Origin of the sequence: Nocardioides sp. NPDC092400 (assembly GCF_040684155.1) — a bacterium.
Lineage (GTDB): Bacteria > Actinomycetota > Actinomycetes > Propionibacteriales > Nocardioidaceae > Nocardioides.
On the sequence record NZ_JBFBFJ010000004.1, the window covers coordinates 237,707 to 253,963 of the forward strand.

Below are 16,257 nucleotides of genomic sequence, written 5' to 3' on the forward strand. Positions count from 1 at the left end.
TGCTGTCCTGGCAGGCGCCGGGGCCCTGGGTGCGGACCTGGTGCGTGCGGAGGATCGGTGTACCAACGCGGCGACGCCGGAATGGTCACGCCGGACGATCCCACCCGCCTGAGGTCTCGGATCCGAGACGCGTGGGCGGCCGGGCCCCTGGTGACGCTCCGCGCGGCGTCCGACGATGGCGGCATGTCCAGACAGGTGAGCGGTGCGGTGGTCGTCGGTGTCGGGCCGGTGAGCCCCCGCGACGTGGTGCGGGTCGCCCGCGGAGGCGCGCGGGTCGAGCTCGCCGAGGAGGCGCTCGCGGCGCTCGACCGCGCCCGCCGGGTGGTCGAGGAGCTCGCGGTGGGGCCGGTGGCGACGTACGGCGTGTCGACGGGGTTCGGTGCGCTGGCGACCCGGCACATCCCGACCGAGCAGCGGGCGCAGCTGCAGCGCTCGCTGGTGCGCTCCCACGCCGCCGGGTCGGGCCCGGAGGTCGAGCGGGAGGTGACCCGGGCGCTGATGCTGCTGCGGCTCTCCACCCTCGCCACCGGCCGCACCGGCGTCCGGCCGGGGACCGCGCGGCTGCTGGCCGACCTGCTCAGCCACGGCATCACCCCGGTGGTCCACGAGCACGGCTCGCTCGGGTGCTCCGGCGACCTCGCCCCGCTGTCCCACTGCGCGCTCGCCCTCATGGGCGAGGGGACGGTGCGGGACGCGGCGGGGGAGCTGCGCCCGGCTGCGGACGCGCTCGCCGACGCCGGCCTGGAGCCGGTCGAGCTGGCGGCCAAGGAGGGCCTCGCGCTGATCAACGGCACCGACGGCATGCTCGGCATGCTCGTGCTGGCCGTCGAGGACCTGCGGATGCTGCTGCGCACCGCCGACGTCGCCGCGGCCATGTCGGTCGAGGGACAGCTCGGCACCGACCGGGTCTTCGCCGCGGACCTGCAGGCCCTGCGGCCGCACCCGGGCCAGGCCGCCTCGGCGGCGAACCTGGTGGGCCTGCTCGCCGGGTCCGCGATCGTCGCCTCCCACCGTGGCCCGGACTGCAACCGGGTGCAGGACGCCTACTCCCTGCGCTGCTCGCCGCAGGTCCACGGCGCGGCGCGGGACACCGTCGAGCACGCCGCCCTCGTCGCCGGGCGCGAGCTGGCCTCGGCCATCGACAACCCGGTCGTCGTCATCGACGGCGGGCCGGGTCGGGTGGAGTCGAACGGCAACTTCCACGGCGCACCGGTGGGCTACGTGCTCGACTTCCTCGCGATCGTCGCCGCCGACGTCGCCTCGATCAGCGAGCGGCGCACCGACCGGTTCCTCGACAAGGCCCGCAACCACGGGCTGCCCCCGTTCCTCGCCCACGACGCGGGGGTCGACAGCGGCCACATGATCGCGCAGTACACCCAGGCCGCGATCGTCTCCGAGCTCAAGCGGCTCGCCGTCCCGGCCTCGGTCGACTCCATCCCGAGCTCGGCGATGCAGGAGGACCACGTCTCGATGGGCTGGTCGGCCGCGCGGAAGCTGCGCCGGGCCGTCGACGGGCTGACCCGCGTCGTGGCCATCGAGGTCCTCACCGCCGCCCGGGCCCTGGACCTGCGTGCCCCGCTGACCCCGTCGCCGGCCACCGGCGCCGTCGTGCGGCTGCTGCGCGACGCCGGGGTCGAGGGCCCCGGGCCGGACCGCCACCTCGCCCCCGAGATCGAGACCGCCGTCGGCCTGGTCGCCTCGGGAGCCGTCGTCGAGGCCGTCGAGACAGTGGTCGGAGAGCTGGCATGAGGGAGATCAACGCGCCGCGAGGCACGGCGCTGAGCGCACGGTCCTGGCAGACCGAGGCGCCGCTGCGGATGCTGATGAACAACCTCGACCCCGACGTGGCCGAGCGGCCCGAGGACCTCGTGGTCTACGGCGGCACCGGCCGGGCGGCGCGGTCGTGGGCGGCGTACGACGCCATCTGCACGGCCCTGCGCGACCTGGCCGACGACGAGACCCTGCTGGTGCAGTCGGGCAAGCCGGTCGGGGTCATGCGCACCCACACCTGGGCCCCGCGGGTGCTCATCGCCAACTCCAACCTCGTCGGCGACTGGGCGACCTGGGAGGAGTTCCGGCGGCTGGAGGACCTCGGGCTGACGATGTACGGCCAGATGACGGCCGGCTCGTGGATCTACATCGGCACCCAGGGGATCCTCCAGGGCACGTTCGAGACCTTCGCGGCGGTGGGCGAGAAGCTCGCCACCGGGGCGGTCACCGGCCGCGGCGGCTCGCTGGCCGGCACGATCACCGTGACGGCCGGCCTCGGCGGGATGGGCGGCGCGCAGCCGCTCGCGGTCACCATGAACGACGGCGTCGTGATCTGCGTGGAGTGCGACCCCGCGCGGATCCAGCGGCGGATCGACCACCGCTACCTCGACGCCCGGGCCGACTCCCTCGAGCACGCCCTCGAGCTGGCCGTCGCCGCGCGCGACGAGCGCCGGGCGCTCTCGATCGGCGTGCTCGGCAACGCCGCCGAGGTGCTGCCGCGGCTGGTGGAGATGGGGGCGCCGGTCGACGTGGTCACCGACCAGACCTCGGCGCACGACCCGCTGGCCTACCTGCCGGTCGGCACCGCCTTCGAGGACTGGGCGCGGGAGCGGACCGCCGACCCGGCCGGCTTCACCGAGCGGGCGCGCGCGTCGATGGCGGCGCACGTGCGGGCGATGGTCGAGCTGCAGGACCGCGGCGCGGAGGTCTTCGACTACGGGAACTCCATCCGCGACGAGGCGCGCAAGGGCGGCTACGACCGGGCGTTCGACTTCCCGGGCTTCGTGCCGGCCTACATCCGGCCGCTCTTCTGCGAGGGCAAGGGACCCTTCCGCTGGGCCGCGCTCTCGGGCGACCCGGCCGACATCGCCGCGACCGACCGGGCGGTGCTCGAGCTCTTCCCCGAGGACGAGAAGCTGCGCCGCTGGATCACGCTGGCCCAGGAGCGGGTCGAGCACCAGGGGCTGCCGGCGCGGATCTGCTGGCTGGGGTACGGCGAGCGGCACCGCGCGGGGCTGCGCTTCAACGAGATGGTGGCCAGCGGGGAGCTCTCGGCGCCGGTCGTCATCGGGCGCGACCACCTCGACTGCGGGTCGGTCGCCTCGCCGTACCGCGAGACCGAGGGGATGCTCGACGGCTCCGACGCCATCGCCGACTGGGCGCTGCTCAACGCCCTGGTCAACACCGCCTCGGGCGCCACCTGGGTCTCCATCCACCACGGCGGCGGGGTCGGCATCGGCCGCTCGATCCACGCGGGCCAGGTGTGCGTGGCGGACGGCACGGCGCTGGCGGCGGAGAAGATCGAGCGGGTGCTGACCAACGACCCGGCGATGGGCGTGGTGCGGCACGTGGACGCGGGCTACGAGCGGGCCGACGAGGTGGCGCGCGAGCGCGGCGTACGGGTGCCGGTGCCGTTCAGGTCGCGGCAGGCCTGAGCGCCGTACGCCGCACGAGCGGCGCGACGGGGGAGAACAGCAGGGCGTCGGGCAGGACCAGGAGCACCTCGCGGCGCCCGCTGAGGCCCACGAGGCCGTCCCGCACGGCGGAGCGCAGCTCGATCCGGCCCTCCCAGACCTGGTAGAGCGTCGAGAGCGAGGAGTCCACCCAGACGTCGACCTCGTGCCCGGGATCGGTGAAGCACAGCGACACGTCGTGGGGCGAGATCACGAACCAGAACCGGCGCCGCCGCCCGTCGGAGAGGCGCACGTGCAGCACGACCCGCCGCCCGCCGAACGGCGCGGCGTCGATCCCGCCGCGGATCCACCACATCAGCACCGTCGGGTCCAGCTCGTCGGAGCGCGGCTCGCCGAACGCCCACCGGGCGCCCCACTCGGCGAGGCCGAAGATGATCGGGTGCAGCTCCTGGCAGGCCGGGGTGGGGCGGTACTCCTCGCCGTCGTGGACGAGCAGCCCGTGCCGCTCCAGCAGGTCGAGCCGCTTGGAGAGGATCGCCCGGGACATCGTCGGCAGGCCGCGTGCCAGCTCGTTGAACCGGTTCGCGCCGAGCAGGAGGTCCCGGACGATGAGCAGGGTCCAGCGGTCGCCGAGGATCTCCAGCGACCGGGTGATCGGGCAGTACTGCCCGTACCGGGACATCCCTCCATGGTGGACCCGGGGGTTCAGTTTGTGAACTAGCCGCGACCACCCGATCGGCGCACCGTCGAGGGATGACCCAGACACTCAGCACACCCCCCGACGCGACCAGCACCCCGACCGTGACCGACGAGCAGGTGGTCGCCCTGGCCGCCGAGGTCGGCGCCGTCGCCGCCGAGCACGACGCCCGCCACGACCGCGACGCGACCTTCGTGACCGAGGCGTACGACGCCGCGCACGCCAACGGCTACCTGCGCCTGGCCGTGCCGGCCGACCTCGGCGGCGGCGGCGCGACCCTCCGCCAGCTCGTGCTGGCCCAGGAGGAGCTCGGCCGCTGGTCGGGAGCCACCGCGCTGTCCTCGACCATGCACCTCTACCTGACCCTCGTGCAGCGGTGGCGCCGCCGGCGCGGTGCGCCCGGTGCCGAGGCGGTGCTCCGCGCGGTGGCCGACGGGCTCGTCATGGCCACCAGCGGGGGCTCGGACTGGGTGAGCCCCACGACGGTGGCCACGCCGGTCGAGGGCGGCTACCGGCTCGACGGTCGCAAGACGTTCTGCAGCCAGGCGCCGGTCGCCGGCGTCGTCTCCACCAGCGCGGTGGTCGGCGGGCCCGGCCCGGGGGCGGAGGTGATCCACGCGGGCGTGCCCCTCTCGGCGGAGGGGGTGTCGATCGTGGAGACCTGGGACACCCTCGGCATGCGCGGGACCGCCAGCCACGACCTCGTGCTCGACGGCGTGTTCCTGCCGGCCGCCAAGGTGCTCGGGACCCGGCCGTACGGCGTGCTCGCGGGTCCGCTGCTCGTGGCCGCGATCCACTTCGCGCCGCTCGCGGGCGCGGCGTACCTCGGCGTCGGCCGGGGCGCCTGCGACGAGGCGGCCCGGCTGCTCCGCACCCGGCCCGACCCGGCCGCGGGGGCGGTCCGCGCGGTGGGCGAGATGCGGGCGCGGCTGCGGGTGGCGCACTGGGCGCTGCTCGGCGCGGTGGCGGAGACCGGCGACGACCTGGCCGCCGACGCGGAGACGCTCACGACGCTGATGACCGCCAAGCGCGAGGCGGTGCTTGCCGCCCGCGCGGTCGTCGACCAGGCGATGGAGGTGGCGGGCGGGGCGGCGTTCTTCAAGCGGTCGCCGCTCGAGCGGGCCTACCGCGACGCCCGGGGCGGCCCGTTCCACCCGCTGACCCCGGAGGCCACCCTCGACCTCGTCGGCCGGCGGACGCTCGCCGAGGGGTGAGCCCGGGCCCGGCGGGGCACCGTGTCGCCCGTGAGCGCACCAGACGTCGACCAGTGGGGCATCCAGCAGGACTGGGTGGACGCCGACGACCAGCCGCAGCGGTCCGGCGACGAGACCGTCGCCCGGCTCCGCGAGGTGATCGGCGAGCCGCCGGCCGACCTGGAGGACCGCGCGCCGGTGGTGACCCGGCCGGGCCGGTCGACGGGGCTGCGCTCGACGGTGTCGTGCGAGGACGGCTCGACCCGCGAGCTCGACGACGTGGTGCCCGACGACTTCCCGCTCGGCTACCACCGGCTCGCCGACGGGCGCCGCCTGATCGTCTCCCCGGGCCGCTGCCACGTGCCGCAGGAGCAGGCGTGGGGCTGGACCGTGCAGCTGTACGCCGCGCGGTCGCGCCGCAGCTGGGGGATCGGCGACCTGCGCGACCTGCGCACGCTGCGCGAGTGGACCGAGCAGCTCGGCGGCGGGTTCCTGCTGGTCAACCCGTTGCACGCCGTGGCGCCCACGGTGCCGCAGGAGACCAGCCCCTACCTGCCCGCGACCCGCCGGTTCCGCAACCCGGTCTACCTCGCCGTCGAGGACGTGCCGGGCGTCGAGGACGCCGACCTCGAGCGGCACGACGCCGAGCTGGCGACCCTGCGCGGCGCCGACCTGGTCGAGCGGGACGGGGCATGGACGCTCAAGCGGTCGGTGCTGCGGTCCGCCTTCGACCGGGCCGCCGCGGACCCCGGGCTGAGCGCCGACCTCGCCGCCTGGCGCGAGGCCGCCGGGCAGGCCGTCGAGGGCTGGGCGACCTGGTGCGCGCTGGCCGAGGAGCACGGCCCCGACCGGCTCGCGTGGCCCGAGGCCGTCCGCCGGCAGGACGCCGGCGGGGTGCCGGCGTTCGTGGCCGACCACGCCGACGACATCTCCTTCCACGTGTGGCTGCAGTGGCAGCTCGACCGGCAGCTGCGGGCCGCCACCGGCTCGACGACCGTGCTGCAGGACCTCCCGATCGGCGTGTCCGGCAGCGGCGCGGACGCCTGGGCCTGGGACGACGTGCTCGCCGCCGACGTCACCGTGGGTGCGCCGCCGGACAAGCTGAACTCCATCGGGCAGGACTGGGGCTCCCCGCCGCTCGTCCCGTGGCGGCTCCGCGAGGCCGACTACGAGCCGTTCGTGGAGTCGATCCGCGGCACCATCGCCGGCGCGGGCGGCCTGCGCATCGACCACGTCATGGGGCTCTTCCGGCTGTGGTGGATCCCCGGCGGCTCGGGCCCGCAGGAGGGCGCCTACGTGCGCTACCCCGCCGACGACCTGCTCGACATCGTCGCGCTGGAGTCCCACCGGGCCGGTGCGGTCGTCGTCGGCGAGGACCTCGGGACCGTCGAGCCGGGGGTGCGCGAGGCGCTGGCCGAGCGGGGGATCCTCTCCTACCGGGTGCTGTGGTTCGAGGACGAGACGCCCGACGAGTGGCCCGTGGCCGCGCTCGCCGCCGTGACGACCCACGACCTCCCGACCGTGGCGGGGCTGTGGACCGGGTCGGACGCCGAGGACCAGCTGGCGTCGACCGACATGGCCGAGGCGGACGTCCGCTCCGGGCGCGAGGAGCTGCTCGAGCGGCTGCGTCGCGACGGGCTGGCGCCGGACGCGCCGGTCGAGGACGCCGTCACCGAGGCCTACCGGCAGCTCGGCTCGGCCCCCTCGCTGCTGCTCTCGGTGGCGCTCGAGGACGCGGTCGCCGAGGAGCGTCGCCCGAACGTCCCCGGGACCACCGAGCGCGACAACTGGCGGCTCCCGCTCGGCGTACCCCTCGAGGAGCTGCCGGACCACCCCGGCACCGCGCGGCTGCTGGCGGCGCTGCGCGGGCCGTCTGCCGCAGACGCCTCCGCGGGCGGGAGGTCCGTGGGAGGGTGAGGCGGTGACGACGCAGCCGGCGCGCCAGCGCACCATCCTCCGCGACATCTCCTCCCGCGCCTGGGAGCACCCCGCCGACCGCGGGGCGCTGGTGGCGCTGCGCAAGCTCAAGGGGTTCGACGCGGTGCTGAAGGCGGTGTCGGGCCTGTTCAACGAGCGGGCCGTGCGGCTGGTCTTCCTCGGCTCGGCGGTGCGGGCGGACGAGCACCAGTTCCCCACGCTGCACCGGCTGCTCGGCGAGGTCGCCGAGACCCTCGACGCGCCCGACCTCCCCCACCTGCCCGAGCTGTACGTCGCGGCGAACCCGGTCCCGGGGGCGCAGACGCTCGGCATCAACGAGCCGTTCATCGTGCTGACCTCGGGCCTGGTCGACCTGCTCGACGACGAGGAGCTGCGCTTCGTCGTCGGCCACGAGCTCGGCCACGCGATCAGCGGCCACGCGGTCTACCAGACGCTGCTGCAGCGGCTGATCCGGCTCTCGGGCGTGACGGCGTTCATCCCGATCGGCGGGCTGGGCGTGCGGGCGATCGTGGCCGCGCTGCACGAGTGGTCGCGCAAGTCCGAGCTCTCCGCCGACCGGGCCGGGCTGCTCGCCACCCAGGACCCGGCCACGGCGTTCCGCGTGCACATGAAGCTGGCCAGCGGCGGGCGGCTCGAGGACCTCGACACCACGGCGTTCCTCGCCCAGGGCCGGGAGTACCTCGAGGCCGGCGACCTGCGCGACTCGGTCCTCAAGCTGCTGCTCATCGAGAACCAGACGCACCCCTTCGCGGTCGTCCGGGCCGCCGAGCTGCGGCGCTGGGTGGACTCGGGGGAGTACACCCGCATTCTCTCCGGCGACCGGCCCAGCCGCTCCGCCGACGACGACGCCACCGTGTCCGAGGCCGCCCGCGAGGCCGCGCGCAGCTACTCAGAGACGTTCGCGCAGAGCCAGGACGCCGTCGGCCGCCTCGCCCACGACCTCGCCGGCTTCCTCGGCAGCGCCAAGGGCTGGCTCGACGAGACCTTCCGCCGCCGGGGCGCGTGACCGCTCCCGACCTCACCGCGCTCTTCGACCGGCTGCCCGAGGGGTGGTCGGAGGTGACCTACGCCGGGCGCCGGTACGGCGTCACCCGCACCACCCGCGTCGGCGGGCGCCAGCAGAGCGTCTACGCCGAGGAGCTCGGCGGCACCCACGTCGTCAGCGCCAACCTGTACGCCACCTCCGCCGGCCCGCTCCTCAAGCCGTGCGAGATGCCGGCCGATGTGGTGCTGGAGTTCTTGGAGGGGTGGGTGTGACGCGCAGAATCCCAGGTTAACTTGGGATCTTCACGCTTCCCTGCTGTTGCAATGGCCGGGAAGCATCAACATCCCAAGTGAACTTGGGATGTTGAACACCGCCTCAGCCCAGCGCCAGGACCGCCTCGTGGATGGCGAGGGTGCGGCGGGCGGAGTCGACGTGGAGGTTCTCGACCATCCGGCCGTGGTAGGTGACGACACCCGCCCCGCCCCCCGCGGCCGACCGGGCGTCCTCCCAGGCCTGGACGAGGCCGCGGGCGTCCTCGACGGCCTGCTCGGAAGGGGCGAAGGCGGTGTTGGCGCCCTCGACCTGGCCGGGGTGGATGAGGGTCTTGCCGTCGAAGCCCATCTCGCGGCCCTGGCGGCACTCGGCGAGGAACCCGTCGGTGTCCTTCACGTCGTTGTAGACGCCGTCGAGGACCGCGATGCCGGCGGCGCGGGCCGCGAGCAGGGCCGTGTGCAGCGACGGCAGGATCGGGGCGCGGCCGGGGACGTGCTCGGCGTACAGCTCCTTGACGAGGTCGTTGGTGCCGATCACGAACGCCGTGAGCCGCTCGCTGGCGCGGGCGATGGCGAGCGCGTCGAGGACGGCGACGGGGGTCTCGATCATCGCCCAGAGCTTGGTGTGGTCGGGCGCGCCGGCCTTCTCCAGCGCGGCGACGAGCTGGTGGACCTCCTCGGCGCTGCCGACCTTGGGCACGACGACCGCGTCGGGGCCGGCCTGGGCGATCGCGGCGAGGTCGGCGTCGTGCCACTGGGTGCCGATGCCGTTGGCGCGGATGGTGACGGTACGGCGGCCGTACTCGCCGCTCGCGGCCGCGGCGCAGGCCGACTCGCGGGCGGCGTCCTTGGCGTCGGGCGCGACGGCGTCCTCGAGGTCGAGGATGAGCGCGTCGCAGGCGATCGACTTGGCCTTCTCCAGCGCCCGCTCGTTGGAGCTGGGCATGTAGAGGACGCTGCGCAGGGGCGTGAAGGTGGACTCGCTCATCTCAGGCCTCGCTCGGGTCGGTGTCGATCGCGTCGTACTGCTTCTTCAGCTCCGGGTCGACGGCCGCCAGCTGCTCGGCGAGCTCGACCATCACCAGGCACTGCTTGAGGGAGGCGTCGTCCTCCATCTTCCCGTCGAGCATCACCGCGCCGGTGCCGTCACCCATGGCGGCGACGACGCGGCGGGCGTGCGCGACGTCCTCGACGCTGGGGCTGAAGACCTTGTTGGCGATCGCGATCTGCTTGGGGTGCAGGCTCCAGGTGCCGACGCAGCCGAGCAGGAAGGCGTTGCGGAACTGGTCCTCGCACGCAGTCGTGTCGGAGATGTCGCCGAACGGCCCGTAGTAGGGGTAGATGCCGTGCATCGCGCAGGCGTCGACCATCCGGGCGATCGTGTAGTGCCAGAGGTCCTGCTGGTACGTCGCCCGGCCGGCCTCGAGGTTGGCCACGCCGTCGATGCGCGGCGGGTCCTCGCGGACCAGGTAGCCGGGGTGGCCGCCGCCGACGCGGGTGGTCTTCATCCGGCGGTCCGCGGCGAGGTCGGCCGGACCGAGCGAGAGGCCCTGCATCCGCGGGCTGGCGCCGCAGATCTCCTCGACGTTCGCCACGCCGCGCGCGGTCTCGAGGATCGCGTGGACCAGGATCGGCTCGTCCAGGCCGGCCTTGGCCTCCAGCTGGGCGAGCAGCCGGTCGACGTAGTGGATGTCCTCGGCGCCCTGCACCTTCGGGACCATGATCACGTCGAGCTTGTCGCCGATCGCCGGCACGAGCGTGGTGAGGTCGTCGAGCGCCCACGGGCTGTCCAGGGCGTTGATCCGCGTCCAGAGCTGGGTCGGCCCGCTCCGCCCACCGAGATCGGCCGTCTCCTGCGCGATCCGCACGAGGCCCTCGCGGGCGGCCTCCTTGTTGTCGGCCTTGATCGCGTCCTCGAGGTTCCCGAGCAGCACGTCGACCTTGCCGACCATGTCGGGGACCTTGGCGGCCATCTTCGGGTTGCTGGGGTCGAAGAAGTGGATCGCCCGGCTCGGGCGGGCCGGGATCTCCCGCAGCGGCGTCGGCGCACCGACGGCGAGGGGCCGGAAGAAGTCCTTGGGGCTGCGGCTCGCGGCGGTCATGGGGCGGAAGTTAGCAGCGTGCGGTTACCCGCGGGTATGACGGATCTGACAGTGTGCGTCAGCCCGCGACCGGCACCGGTCCCGGAACCGGCGCTCCCCGCTCCAGGGTGCGTACGTCGCGCGAGAGCAGCGAGCCGAGCGAGGTCACCGCGATGACCACCGCGACCACGACGAGCCACGCGTCGAGCCCGACGACCGCGGCGACCGGTCCGGTCAGCGCGAGCCCGACCGGGCGCGCCACGAACGACCCGACCAGGTCGAAGGAGTAGACCCGGGCCAGCTTGTCGGTCGGCACGTTCTCCTGGATGGCGAGGTTCCAGAAGACGTCGAAGACCTGCAGGCCGAACCCGTGCAGGAACGCGCCGAGCAGCACGACCTCCAGCCGGTCCGAGAGCGCCATCGCCAGCGGGAACGCGGCGGTGAGGCTCAGCAGGGGCACCCCGACCAGCATCGTGCGACGGGGGCGCCACCACAGGCAGACCAGGCCGCCGGCCACGAAGCCGGCCATGAGGGTGCCGAGCGCGACGCCCCACGCCGTACGGCCGAAGTCGTCGCCGACCACGATCGGGCCGAGCACGCTCTGCGCGCCGCCGTAGAAGAGGTGGTAGAGCAGCGCCTGGCCGATCAGCAGCCAGAGCCAGGAGTGGCGGACCACCTCGCGCCAGCCGTCGCCCAGGTCGGCGAGCATCGAGGTCGTGCTGCCCCCGCGACCGCCCTCGACCCGCAGCCGGCCGTAGCAGAGCGCGGCGAGGGCGAAGGTCAGCGCGTCGAGCCCGATCGCCCAGCCCGCGCCGACGGCGGCGACGAGGACGCCACCGAGGGTGTAGCCGACCATCGCGGCCGAGGTCTGCACCAGCGGCCGGAGCGCGACCGCCGAGGCGAGGTCCTCGGCCGGCACGGTGAGGCGGGTCATCGCCTGCGAGGAGGGCTGGCTCAGCGCGGCCAGGCAGCCGTTGAGCACCCCGGCGGCGCCGATGAGCGGGATGGTCGCCCAGCCCTGCAGCAGCGCGAGGGCCAGCACCACCTGGGTGAGGGCGCACGCGGCCGCGGACCCCTCCATCAGCAGCCGGCGCGAGACCCGGTCGCCGAGGACGCCGCCCAGCAGCGCGGTCACCACCTCCGCCAGCGCGAAGGCGGCCACGACCAGCCCGAGGTCGGTGGCCGAGCCGCCGAGGTCCAGCACGGCGAACGCCAGCGCCACCGGCGTGACGGCGTTCCCCAGCCCGCTCGTCGCGGACCCGGTCACCAGCAGCCGGAAGTCGCGGTGGCGCAGGGCGGCGGCTCCGGCGGGCACCGGGGGAGGATATGCGCCCGGCCGCCGGCGTCGCGCGGGGTTTCCGGCGGGGTCGGTCGCGGGGCTCGGGTCGGGTGGCTGGGCGGAAGATCCAGCGGCCAGCCGCTGAACCTGTCGCTGGGCCGACGAAGTTTCAGCGGCCCACCGGGAGTTTCATCGGCCAGCCGATGAAACGTCCGCCGATCAGCCCCGCCGCCGCTGCCACCACCGCCGCTTCGGCTCGGGGCGGGAGGCGGCGAGGGCGGCGCGCTGGGCGGCGAGGCGGGCGGCCCGGCGCTCGCGCCACGCCTCGACGGTGGGCTCGACGTCGCGCGGCATGGTGATCAGCGGCGGGCCGGGGTGGAGGGAGTACCGGGCGCGGACGACCCGCTCGTTGAAGTCCTCGACCTCGCGACGGACGTCGCCCTCGAACGCGATGGCGTCGAGCCGGTCGTCGAGCTCGGCGTCCTCCTTGCGCAGCGCCAGGCTGGGCGGCAGGACGGCGATCTGCTCGCGCTCGACGAGGCGCTTGATCCACCAGTCGGGGTCGTGCTCGGTGCCGAGGTCCTTGATCGGCTTGCCCTTGCCGGGCAGGTCGTCGAAGTCGCCCTTGGCCATCGCGACCCGGATCTGCTGGTCGACCCAGGAGGCCTGGTTGGCGATCCGGGCGTGGGCGGCGGAGTGGCCGCTGCGCTTGCGGCGCTCCGCCTCGTCCTCGACGCGGGAGCGCTCGGTGGGTCGGGCGTCCTCGGGGCGCTCGGTGGGCTCGCTCACCCCTCCGATCGTACGACGCCGCGCGCGCCGCACCAGGGCCTCCGGCCCGGCCCCTGGCCGGCTGCTAGGACGTGCTGGTGACCGGCCGCTCGGTCGCGGCGGCGGGCATCCGGAGCAGCACCAGGGCGGCCAGCACGGCGGCGACCGCGCAGATCGACCAGACGGCGAGGTAGCCGCTCAGCGGTGCCTGCCCCTCGTCGGGCCCGTCGAGGGAGCCGGTGGAGGCCAGCGCGATCGCGAAGACCGAGGAGGCGAGCGCCCCGCCGACGGTCTTGGTCGCGTTGGTCATGCCGGTCGCGAAGCCGGTCCGCCCGGGCGGGGCCGCGGCCGCGGCGGCCGCCGGCAGCGCGGCCACGAGCGCGCCCGAGCCGAGGCCGACCACCGCCATGTTGACCAGGGCCTGGGCGGTGGTGTCGTGCAGCGGCAGCCAGAGCCCGTAGCCGACGCCGACCAGCAGCGCGGAGCAGACGAGCGCGTTGCGCGCGCCGAGCAGGCGCGAGGTCAGCGGGAGCGTGAACGCGCCGACCGCCATGAAGACGACGTAGACCCCGATCAGGGTGGAGACGAACGACGCGCTGGCGCCGAGGCCGTAGCCGGCGGCCGCCGGGTCGGTGCGGGCGAACGTCGAGAGCGGGATCTGCGCGCCGAGCACCGACATCCCGAAGAGGAAGGCGGTCAGCTGCACCGGCCACTGCCCGGGCGTGCGGAGCAGGCGGACGTCGATGATCGGGTCGGGGCGGGCGTCCTCGTGCCGCACGAAGGGGACGAACGTCGCCAGGCCCGCCAGCACCAGCGGCCACGCCAGGACGCTGGTGGGGCCGTCGAGGCGGACGACGACCAGGCCGGCCATCACCAGGCCGAGCGCCGCGGTGACCAGGCCCAGCCCGCCCCAGTCGAAGCGGCCCCAGGCGAACCCGTCGGTCGACTCGCCCGGCACGTCCTCCACCCCGAACCAGACCACGACCAGGCACAGGGTCACCGCGACCGCCGGCAGGGCGAGGAGGACGGTCATCGAGGTCGCCTCGACGAGCGCGCCGGAGGTCAGCGCGCCGATGATGACCGCCAGCTCGAGCGCGCCGACGAGCACGGCGGCGGCGCGGCGGGTCAGCAGCGCCTGGCGGCCGGTGCCGGCGGTGCGCCGGTGGATGATCGCCACCTCTAGCGGCAGCCACACGACGTACGCGCCCTGCAGCGCCCACCCGACGAGGAACGTCGTGAAGCCCGGGGCCAGGGCGAGGACCCAGGAGCCGAGGGCGGTGACGGCGGTGGAGACGAGCAGGACCTTCTTGTGGCCCACCAGGTCGCCGAGCCGGGCGAGCGGCGGCACGACGAGCGCGGAGACGATCAGCTGGGCCGCCTCGAACCAGTTGACGTCGGCGTCCTGGATCCCGAGGTGGTCGGCGATGTCGGTGAAGATCGGGGTGTAGTAGCCCTGCAGGATCCCGCTGGCCAGCTCGACGCAGACGAGGAAGCCGACGATCGCGGCCAGGCCGCGCACCCTCGGGTCGGAGGTGAGCCGGGTCGGGGCGCTGGTCATCGGGGCAGCCTCTCGACCAGGCGGCGGTACCACCGCACGCCGTCCAGGAACGCGTCGACGCCGAGGTGCTCGTCGTAGGAGTGGATGGACTCGCGCTGGGCCTTGGTCATCCGGAACGGCGCGAAGCGGTAGACCCGGTCGCAGATGCGGGTGAAGAAGCGGGAGTCGGTGGCCGCCATCATCACGTACGGCGCGGGGACGGCGTCGGGGAACAGCTCGCCGATCGTGGTCTCGATGAGCGCGAACGCCTCGTCGCGCGGGGAGACCGGGCTCGGCTCGTTCTGCTCCACGACGTCGATGTGGACCTCGTCGTCGGCCACGACCTTGCGGACGTGCTCGAGCACTCCGGCGACGGAGTCGCCGACCATGATCCGGATGTTGACGCCGGCCTTCGCGGTCGCGGCGACGACGTTGAGCGCCGGGCTGCCCGAGAGCGTGGTCACCGCGAACGTCGTGCGGGTCATCGCCGCCGGCTCGGGCCCCGCCGCGACGAGCGCCCGGGTCAGCACCGGGCCGAGGCGGCCGGCGTTGGCCATCAGCGCGCGCAGCGGCAGCGGTGCGTGCGGCGCCATCCGGCGGAACAGCTCGATGGTCGGCTCCGGCGTGCTGGCCGGCATCGGGGACCGGTCGATGCGCGTGATCGCGCGCGCGATCCGGGCGGTGGGTCCCATCCGGGCGGGGGTGGAGGCGTGGCCGCCGCGGCCCTCGACGCGCAGCTCCAGGGAGGTGACGCCCTTCTCGGTGACCCCGACGACGCCGATCGGCGCCGCCACGCCGGGGAAGGCCTCGCTCGCGACCGCACCGCCCTCGTCGAGCACGAACCAGGGTCGTACGCCGCGGCGCACCAGCTCCTCGACGGCGAGGGTGGCGGCCTCCCCGGAGACCTCCTCGTTGCAGCCGAAGGAGAGCCAGACGTCCTGGGCGGGGACGAAGCCGTCCTCGAGCAGCGTCTCGACCGCCTCGCAGATCGCGGCGACGCAGCCCTTGTCGTCGAGGGTGCCGCGGCCCCAGATGCTGCCGTCGACGACGTCGCCGGAGAACGGCGGGTGCTGCCAGGTGCCCTCGACCGGGACGACGTCGAGGTGCGCCATCAGCACGACGGGCCGCTCGCTGCTCGCGCCGGGCCAGCGGAACAGCAGCGCGTGGGTCGGGATGCGGGTCAGCTCGAGGCGCTGGTGCAGGAGCGGGAACTGCCGCTCGAGCTCGACCAGCAGCCGGTCGAAGGCGTCGGTGTCGACCTGGGACCAGTCCCGGTGGCTCACCGTCGGGATCCGGACCAGTGCCTGCAGCTTCGCCACGGCGCGTGCGTGCTGGCCCACGTCCCCGCCCGCTGTGTCCCTCGCTGTCACCGGCCGGACGCTACTCCTCCGCGTGAGTCTCGGATGCGAGATCGGAGGACCCGGCCGGCGCTTGTCCGTCGCGGCCGGGGCCGGTGGGATGGGCGGGTGCCCGACTCACCAGCGCCCGCGGTGGACCACCTCGTCGACCGGCTTGCGCGGTCGCCGCGCGGGCGAGCCCGGCGCGCCGGCGTCCGGCACCCGGTGGCCGACGGTGATCGCGCCGACCGGGTCGAACTGCGGCGGGATGCCGAAGGCCTCCTTCAGGGCCGGGCAGGCGTCCGGCGGCACGCCGAAGAAGCAGGCGCCGAGGCCCTCGTCGACCGCGGTCTGCAGGATGAGCAGGCTCGCCATGGCGGTGTCCATGTGCCAGAACGGCACCGGCCAGCGCGACTCCTCCTGGTCGGTCCAGCCCTTGTCCGGCTCGGCGTAGCGGCCCAGGTAGGCGGCCTTGCTGCTGCACGGCACGACCAGGACCGGCGCGGTCATCATCCCGGCCAGCCAGGTGTCGGGCGCGGCGACCGCTTCCGGGCCGGCGGTCGCCTCCCAGTAGCGGCGGACGTCCGCGGGCGTGTCGAGCACCAGGAACCCCCAGCCCTGGCTGAACCCGGCGCTCGGCGCCCGGGTGGCGTTGTCGACCAGGCGGGTCACCACGGCCGGGTCGACCGGCCGCTCGTCGTACCTGCGGATCATGCGGCGGCGGCGGACGACGTCCTGGAACTCCATGGCGGGAAGTATGAGGTGC

At 74.6% G+C, this 16,257-nt stretch carries 14 protein-coding genes; 6 read left to right on the forward strand and 8 right to left on the reverse strand.

What is annotated here, in order from left to right:
* Positions 1-183: 183 nt before the first annotated feature.
* Both hutH and hutU read left to right on the forward strand, forming a co-directional pair.
* Entirely contained in the window at positions 184-1,749 is a 1,566-nt protein-coding gene (hutH, locus tag AB0N29_RS14855; protein ID WP_364867850.1) for a histidine ammonia-lyase, read from the forward strand.
* Positions 1,746-3,425, forward strand: coding sequence for a urocanate hydratase (hutU, locus tag AB0N29_RS14860; RefSeq protein WP_364867852.1), 1,680 nt, complete (start codon positions 1,746-1,748; stop codon positions 3,423-3,425). Before hutH ends, hutU begins: the two co-directional genes overlap by 4 nt.
* Here hutU and AB0N29_RS14865 read toward each other — a convergent pair.
* The gene (locus AB0N29_RS14865) at positions 3,406-4,086 is read right to left on the reverse strand and encodes a helix-turn-helix domain-containing protein (protein WP_302268496.1); all 681 of its coding nucleotides are present in this window, start codon (positions 4,084-4,086) and stop codon (positions 3,406-3,408) included. The two genes, hutU and AB0N29_RS14865, sit on opposite strands and share 20 nt — an antisense overlap.
* Before the next feature lie 71 nt (positions 4,087-4,157).
* On the opposite strand from AB0N29_RS14865, the gene AB0N29_RS14870 reads away from it, so the two are divergent.
* From AB0N29_RS14870 to AB0N29_RS14885, 4 genes are read left to right on the forward strand one after another with little or no spacing between them, the layout of a single operon-like run.
* On the forward strand, positions 4,158-5,315 hold the full coding sequence (locus AB0N29_RS14870; protein ID WP_364867855.1) for an acyl-CoA dehydrogenase family protein: 1,158 nt from the start codon (positions 4,158-4,160) through the stop codon (positions 5,313-5,315).
* Positions 5,316-5,345: 30 nt separating this feature from the next.
* Positions 5,346-7,211: a 4-alpha-glucanotransferase gene (gene malQ / locus AB0N29_RS14875; RefSeq protein ID WP_364867857.1), complete on the forward strand. Its 1,866-nt coding sequence runs from the start codon at positions 5,346-5,348 to the stop codon at positions 7,209-7,211.
* Positions 7,212-7,215: 4 nt separating this feature from the next.
* Positions 7,216-8,238 carry a M48 family metallopeptidase gene (locus AB0N29_RS14880; RefSeq protein WP_364867858.1) on the forward strand — a complete coding sequence of 341 codons (1,023 nt, stop codon included), beginning with the start codon at positions 7,216-7,218 and terminating at the stop codon, positions 8,236-8,238.
* Positions 8,235-8,489 carry a peptide methionine sulfoxide reductase gene (locus tag AB0N29_RS14885; RefSeq protein WP_364867860.1) on the forward strand — a complete coding sequence of 85 codons (255 nt, stop codon included), beginning with the start codon at positions 8,235-8,237 and terminating at the stop codon, positions 8,487-8,489. The genes AB0N29_RS14880 and AB0N29_RS14885 overlap by 4 nt, the downstream gene beginning before the upstream one ends.
* Before the next feature lie 103 nt (positions 8,490-8,592).
* Here AB0N29_RS14885 and AB0N29_RS14890 read toward each other — a convergent pair whose 3' ends face one another.
* The 7 genes from AB0N29_RS14890 to AB0N29_RS14920 form a co-directional block, all read right to left on the reverse strand.
* Complete coding sequence (locus tag AB0N29_RS14890; RefSeq protein ID WP_364867862.1) at positions 8,593-9,477, reverse strand: CoA ester lyase; 885 nt, start codon at positions 9,475-9,477, stop codon at positions 8,593-8,595.
* A gap of 1 nt (position 9,478) precedes the next feature.
* Positions 9,479-10,591: a CoA ester lyase gene (locus AB0N29_RS14895; protein WP_364867864.1), complete on the reverse strand. Its 1,113-nt coding sequence runs from the start codon at positions 10,589-10,591 to the stop codon at positions 9,479-9,481.
* A 58-nt stretch (positions 10,592-10,649) separates the two neighbouring features.
* On the reverse strand, positions 10,650-11,885 hold the full coding sequence (locus tag AB0N29_RS14900; RefSeq protein ID WP_364867866.1) for an MFS transporter: 1,236 nt from the start codon (positions 11,883-11,885) through the stop codon (positions 10,650-10,652).
* Between the two features lie 183 nt (positions 11,886-12,068).
* The gene (locus AB0N29_RS14905; protein WP_302268486.1) at positions 12,069-12,638 is read right to left on the reverse strand and encodes a DUF1992 domain-containing protein; all 570 of its coding nucleotides are present in this window, start codon (positions 12,636-12,638) and stop codon (positions 12,069-12,071) included.
* A gap of 64 nt (positions 12,639-12,702) precedes the next feature.
* Entirely contained in the window at positions 12,703-14,175 is a 1,473-nt protein-coding gene (locus AB0N29_RS14910) for an MFS transporter (RefSeq protein WP_364867868.1), read from the reverse strand.
* The gene (locus AB0N29_RS14915) at positions 14,172-15,524 is read right to left on the reverse strand and encodes a M20/M25/M40 family metallo-hydrolase (RefSeq protein WP_364867870.1); all 1,353 of its coding nucleotides are present in this window, start codon (positions 15,522-15,524) and stop codon (positions 14,172-14,174) included. The genes AB0N29_RS14910 and AB0N29_RS14915 overlap by 4 nt, the downstream gene beginning before the upstream one ends.
* A 105-nt stretch (positions 15,525-15,629) precedes the next feature.
* Positions 15,630-16,238: a nitroreductase family protein gene (locus AB0N29_RS14920; protein ID WP_302268481.1), complete on the reverse strand. Its 609-nt coding sequence runs from the start codon at positions 16,236-16,238 to the stop codon at positions 15,630-15,632.
* Positions 16,239-16,257 lie beyond the last annotated feature (19 nt).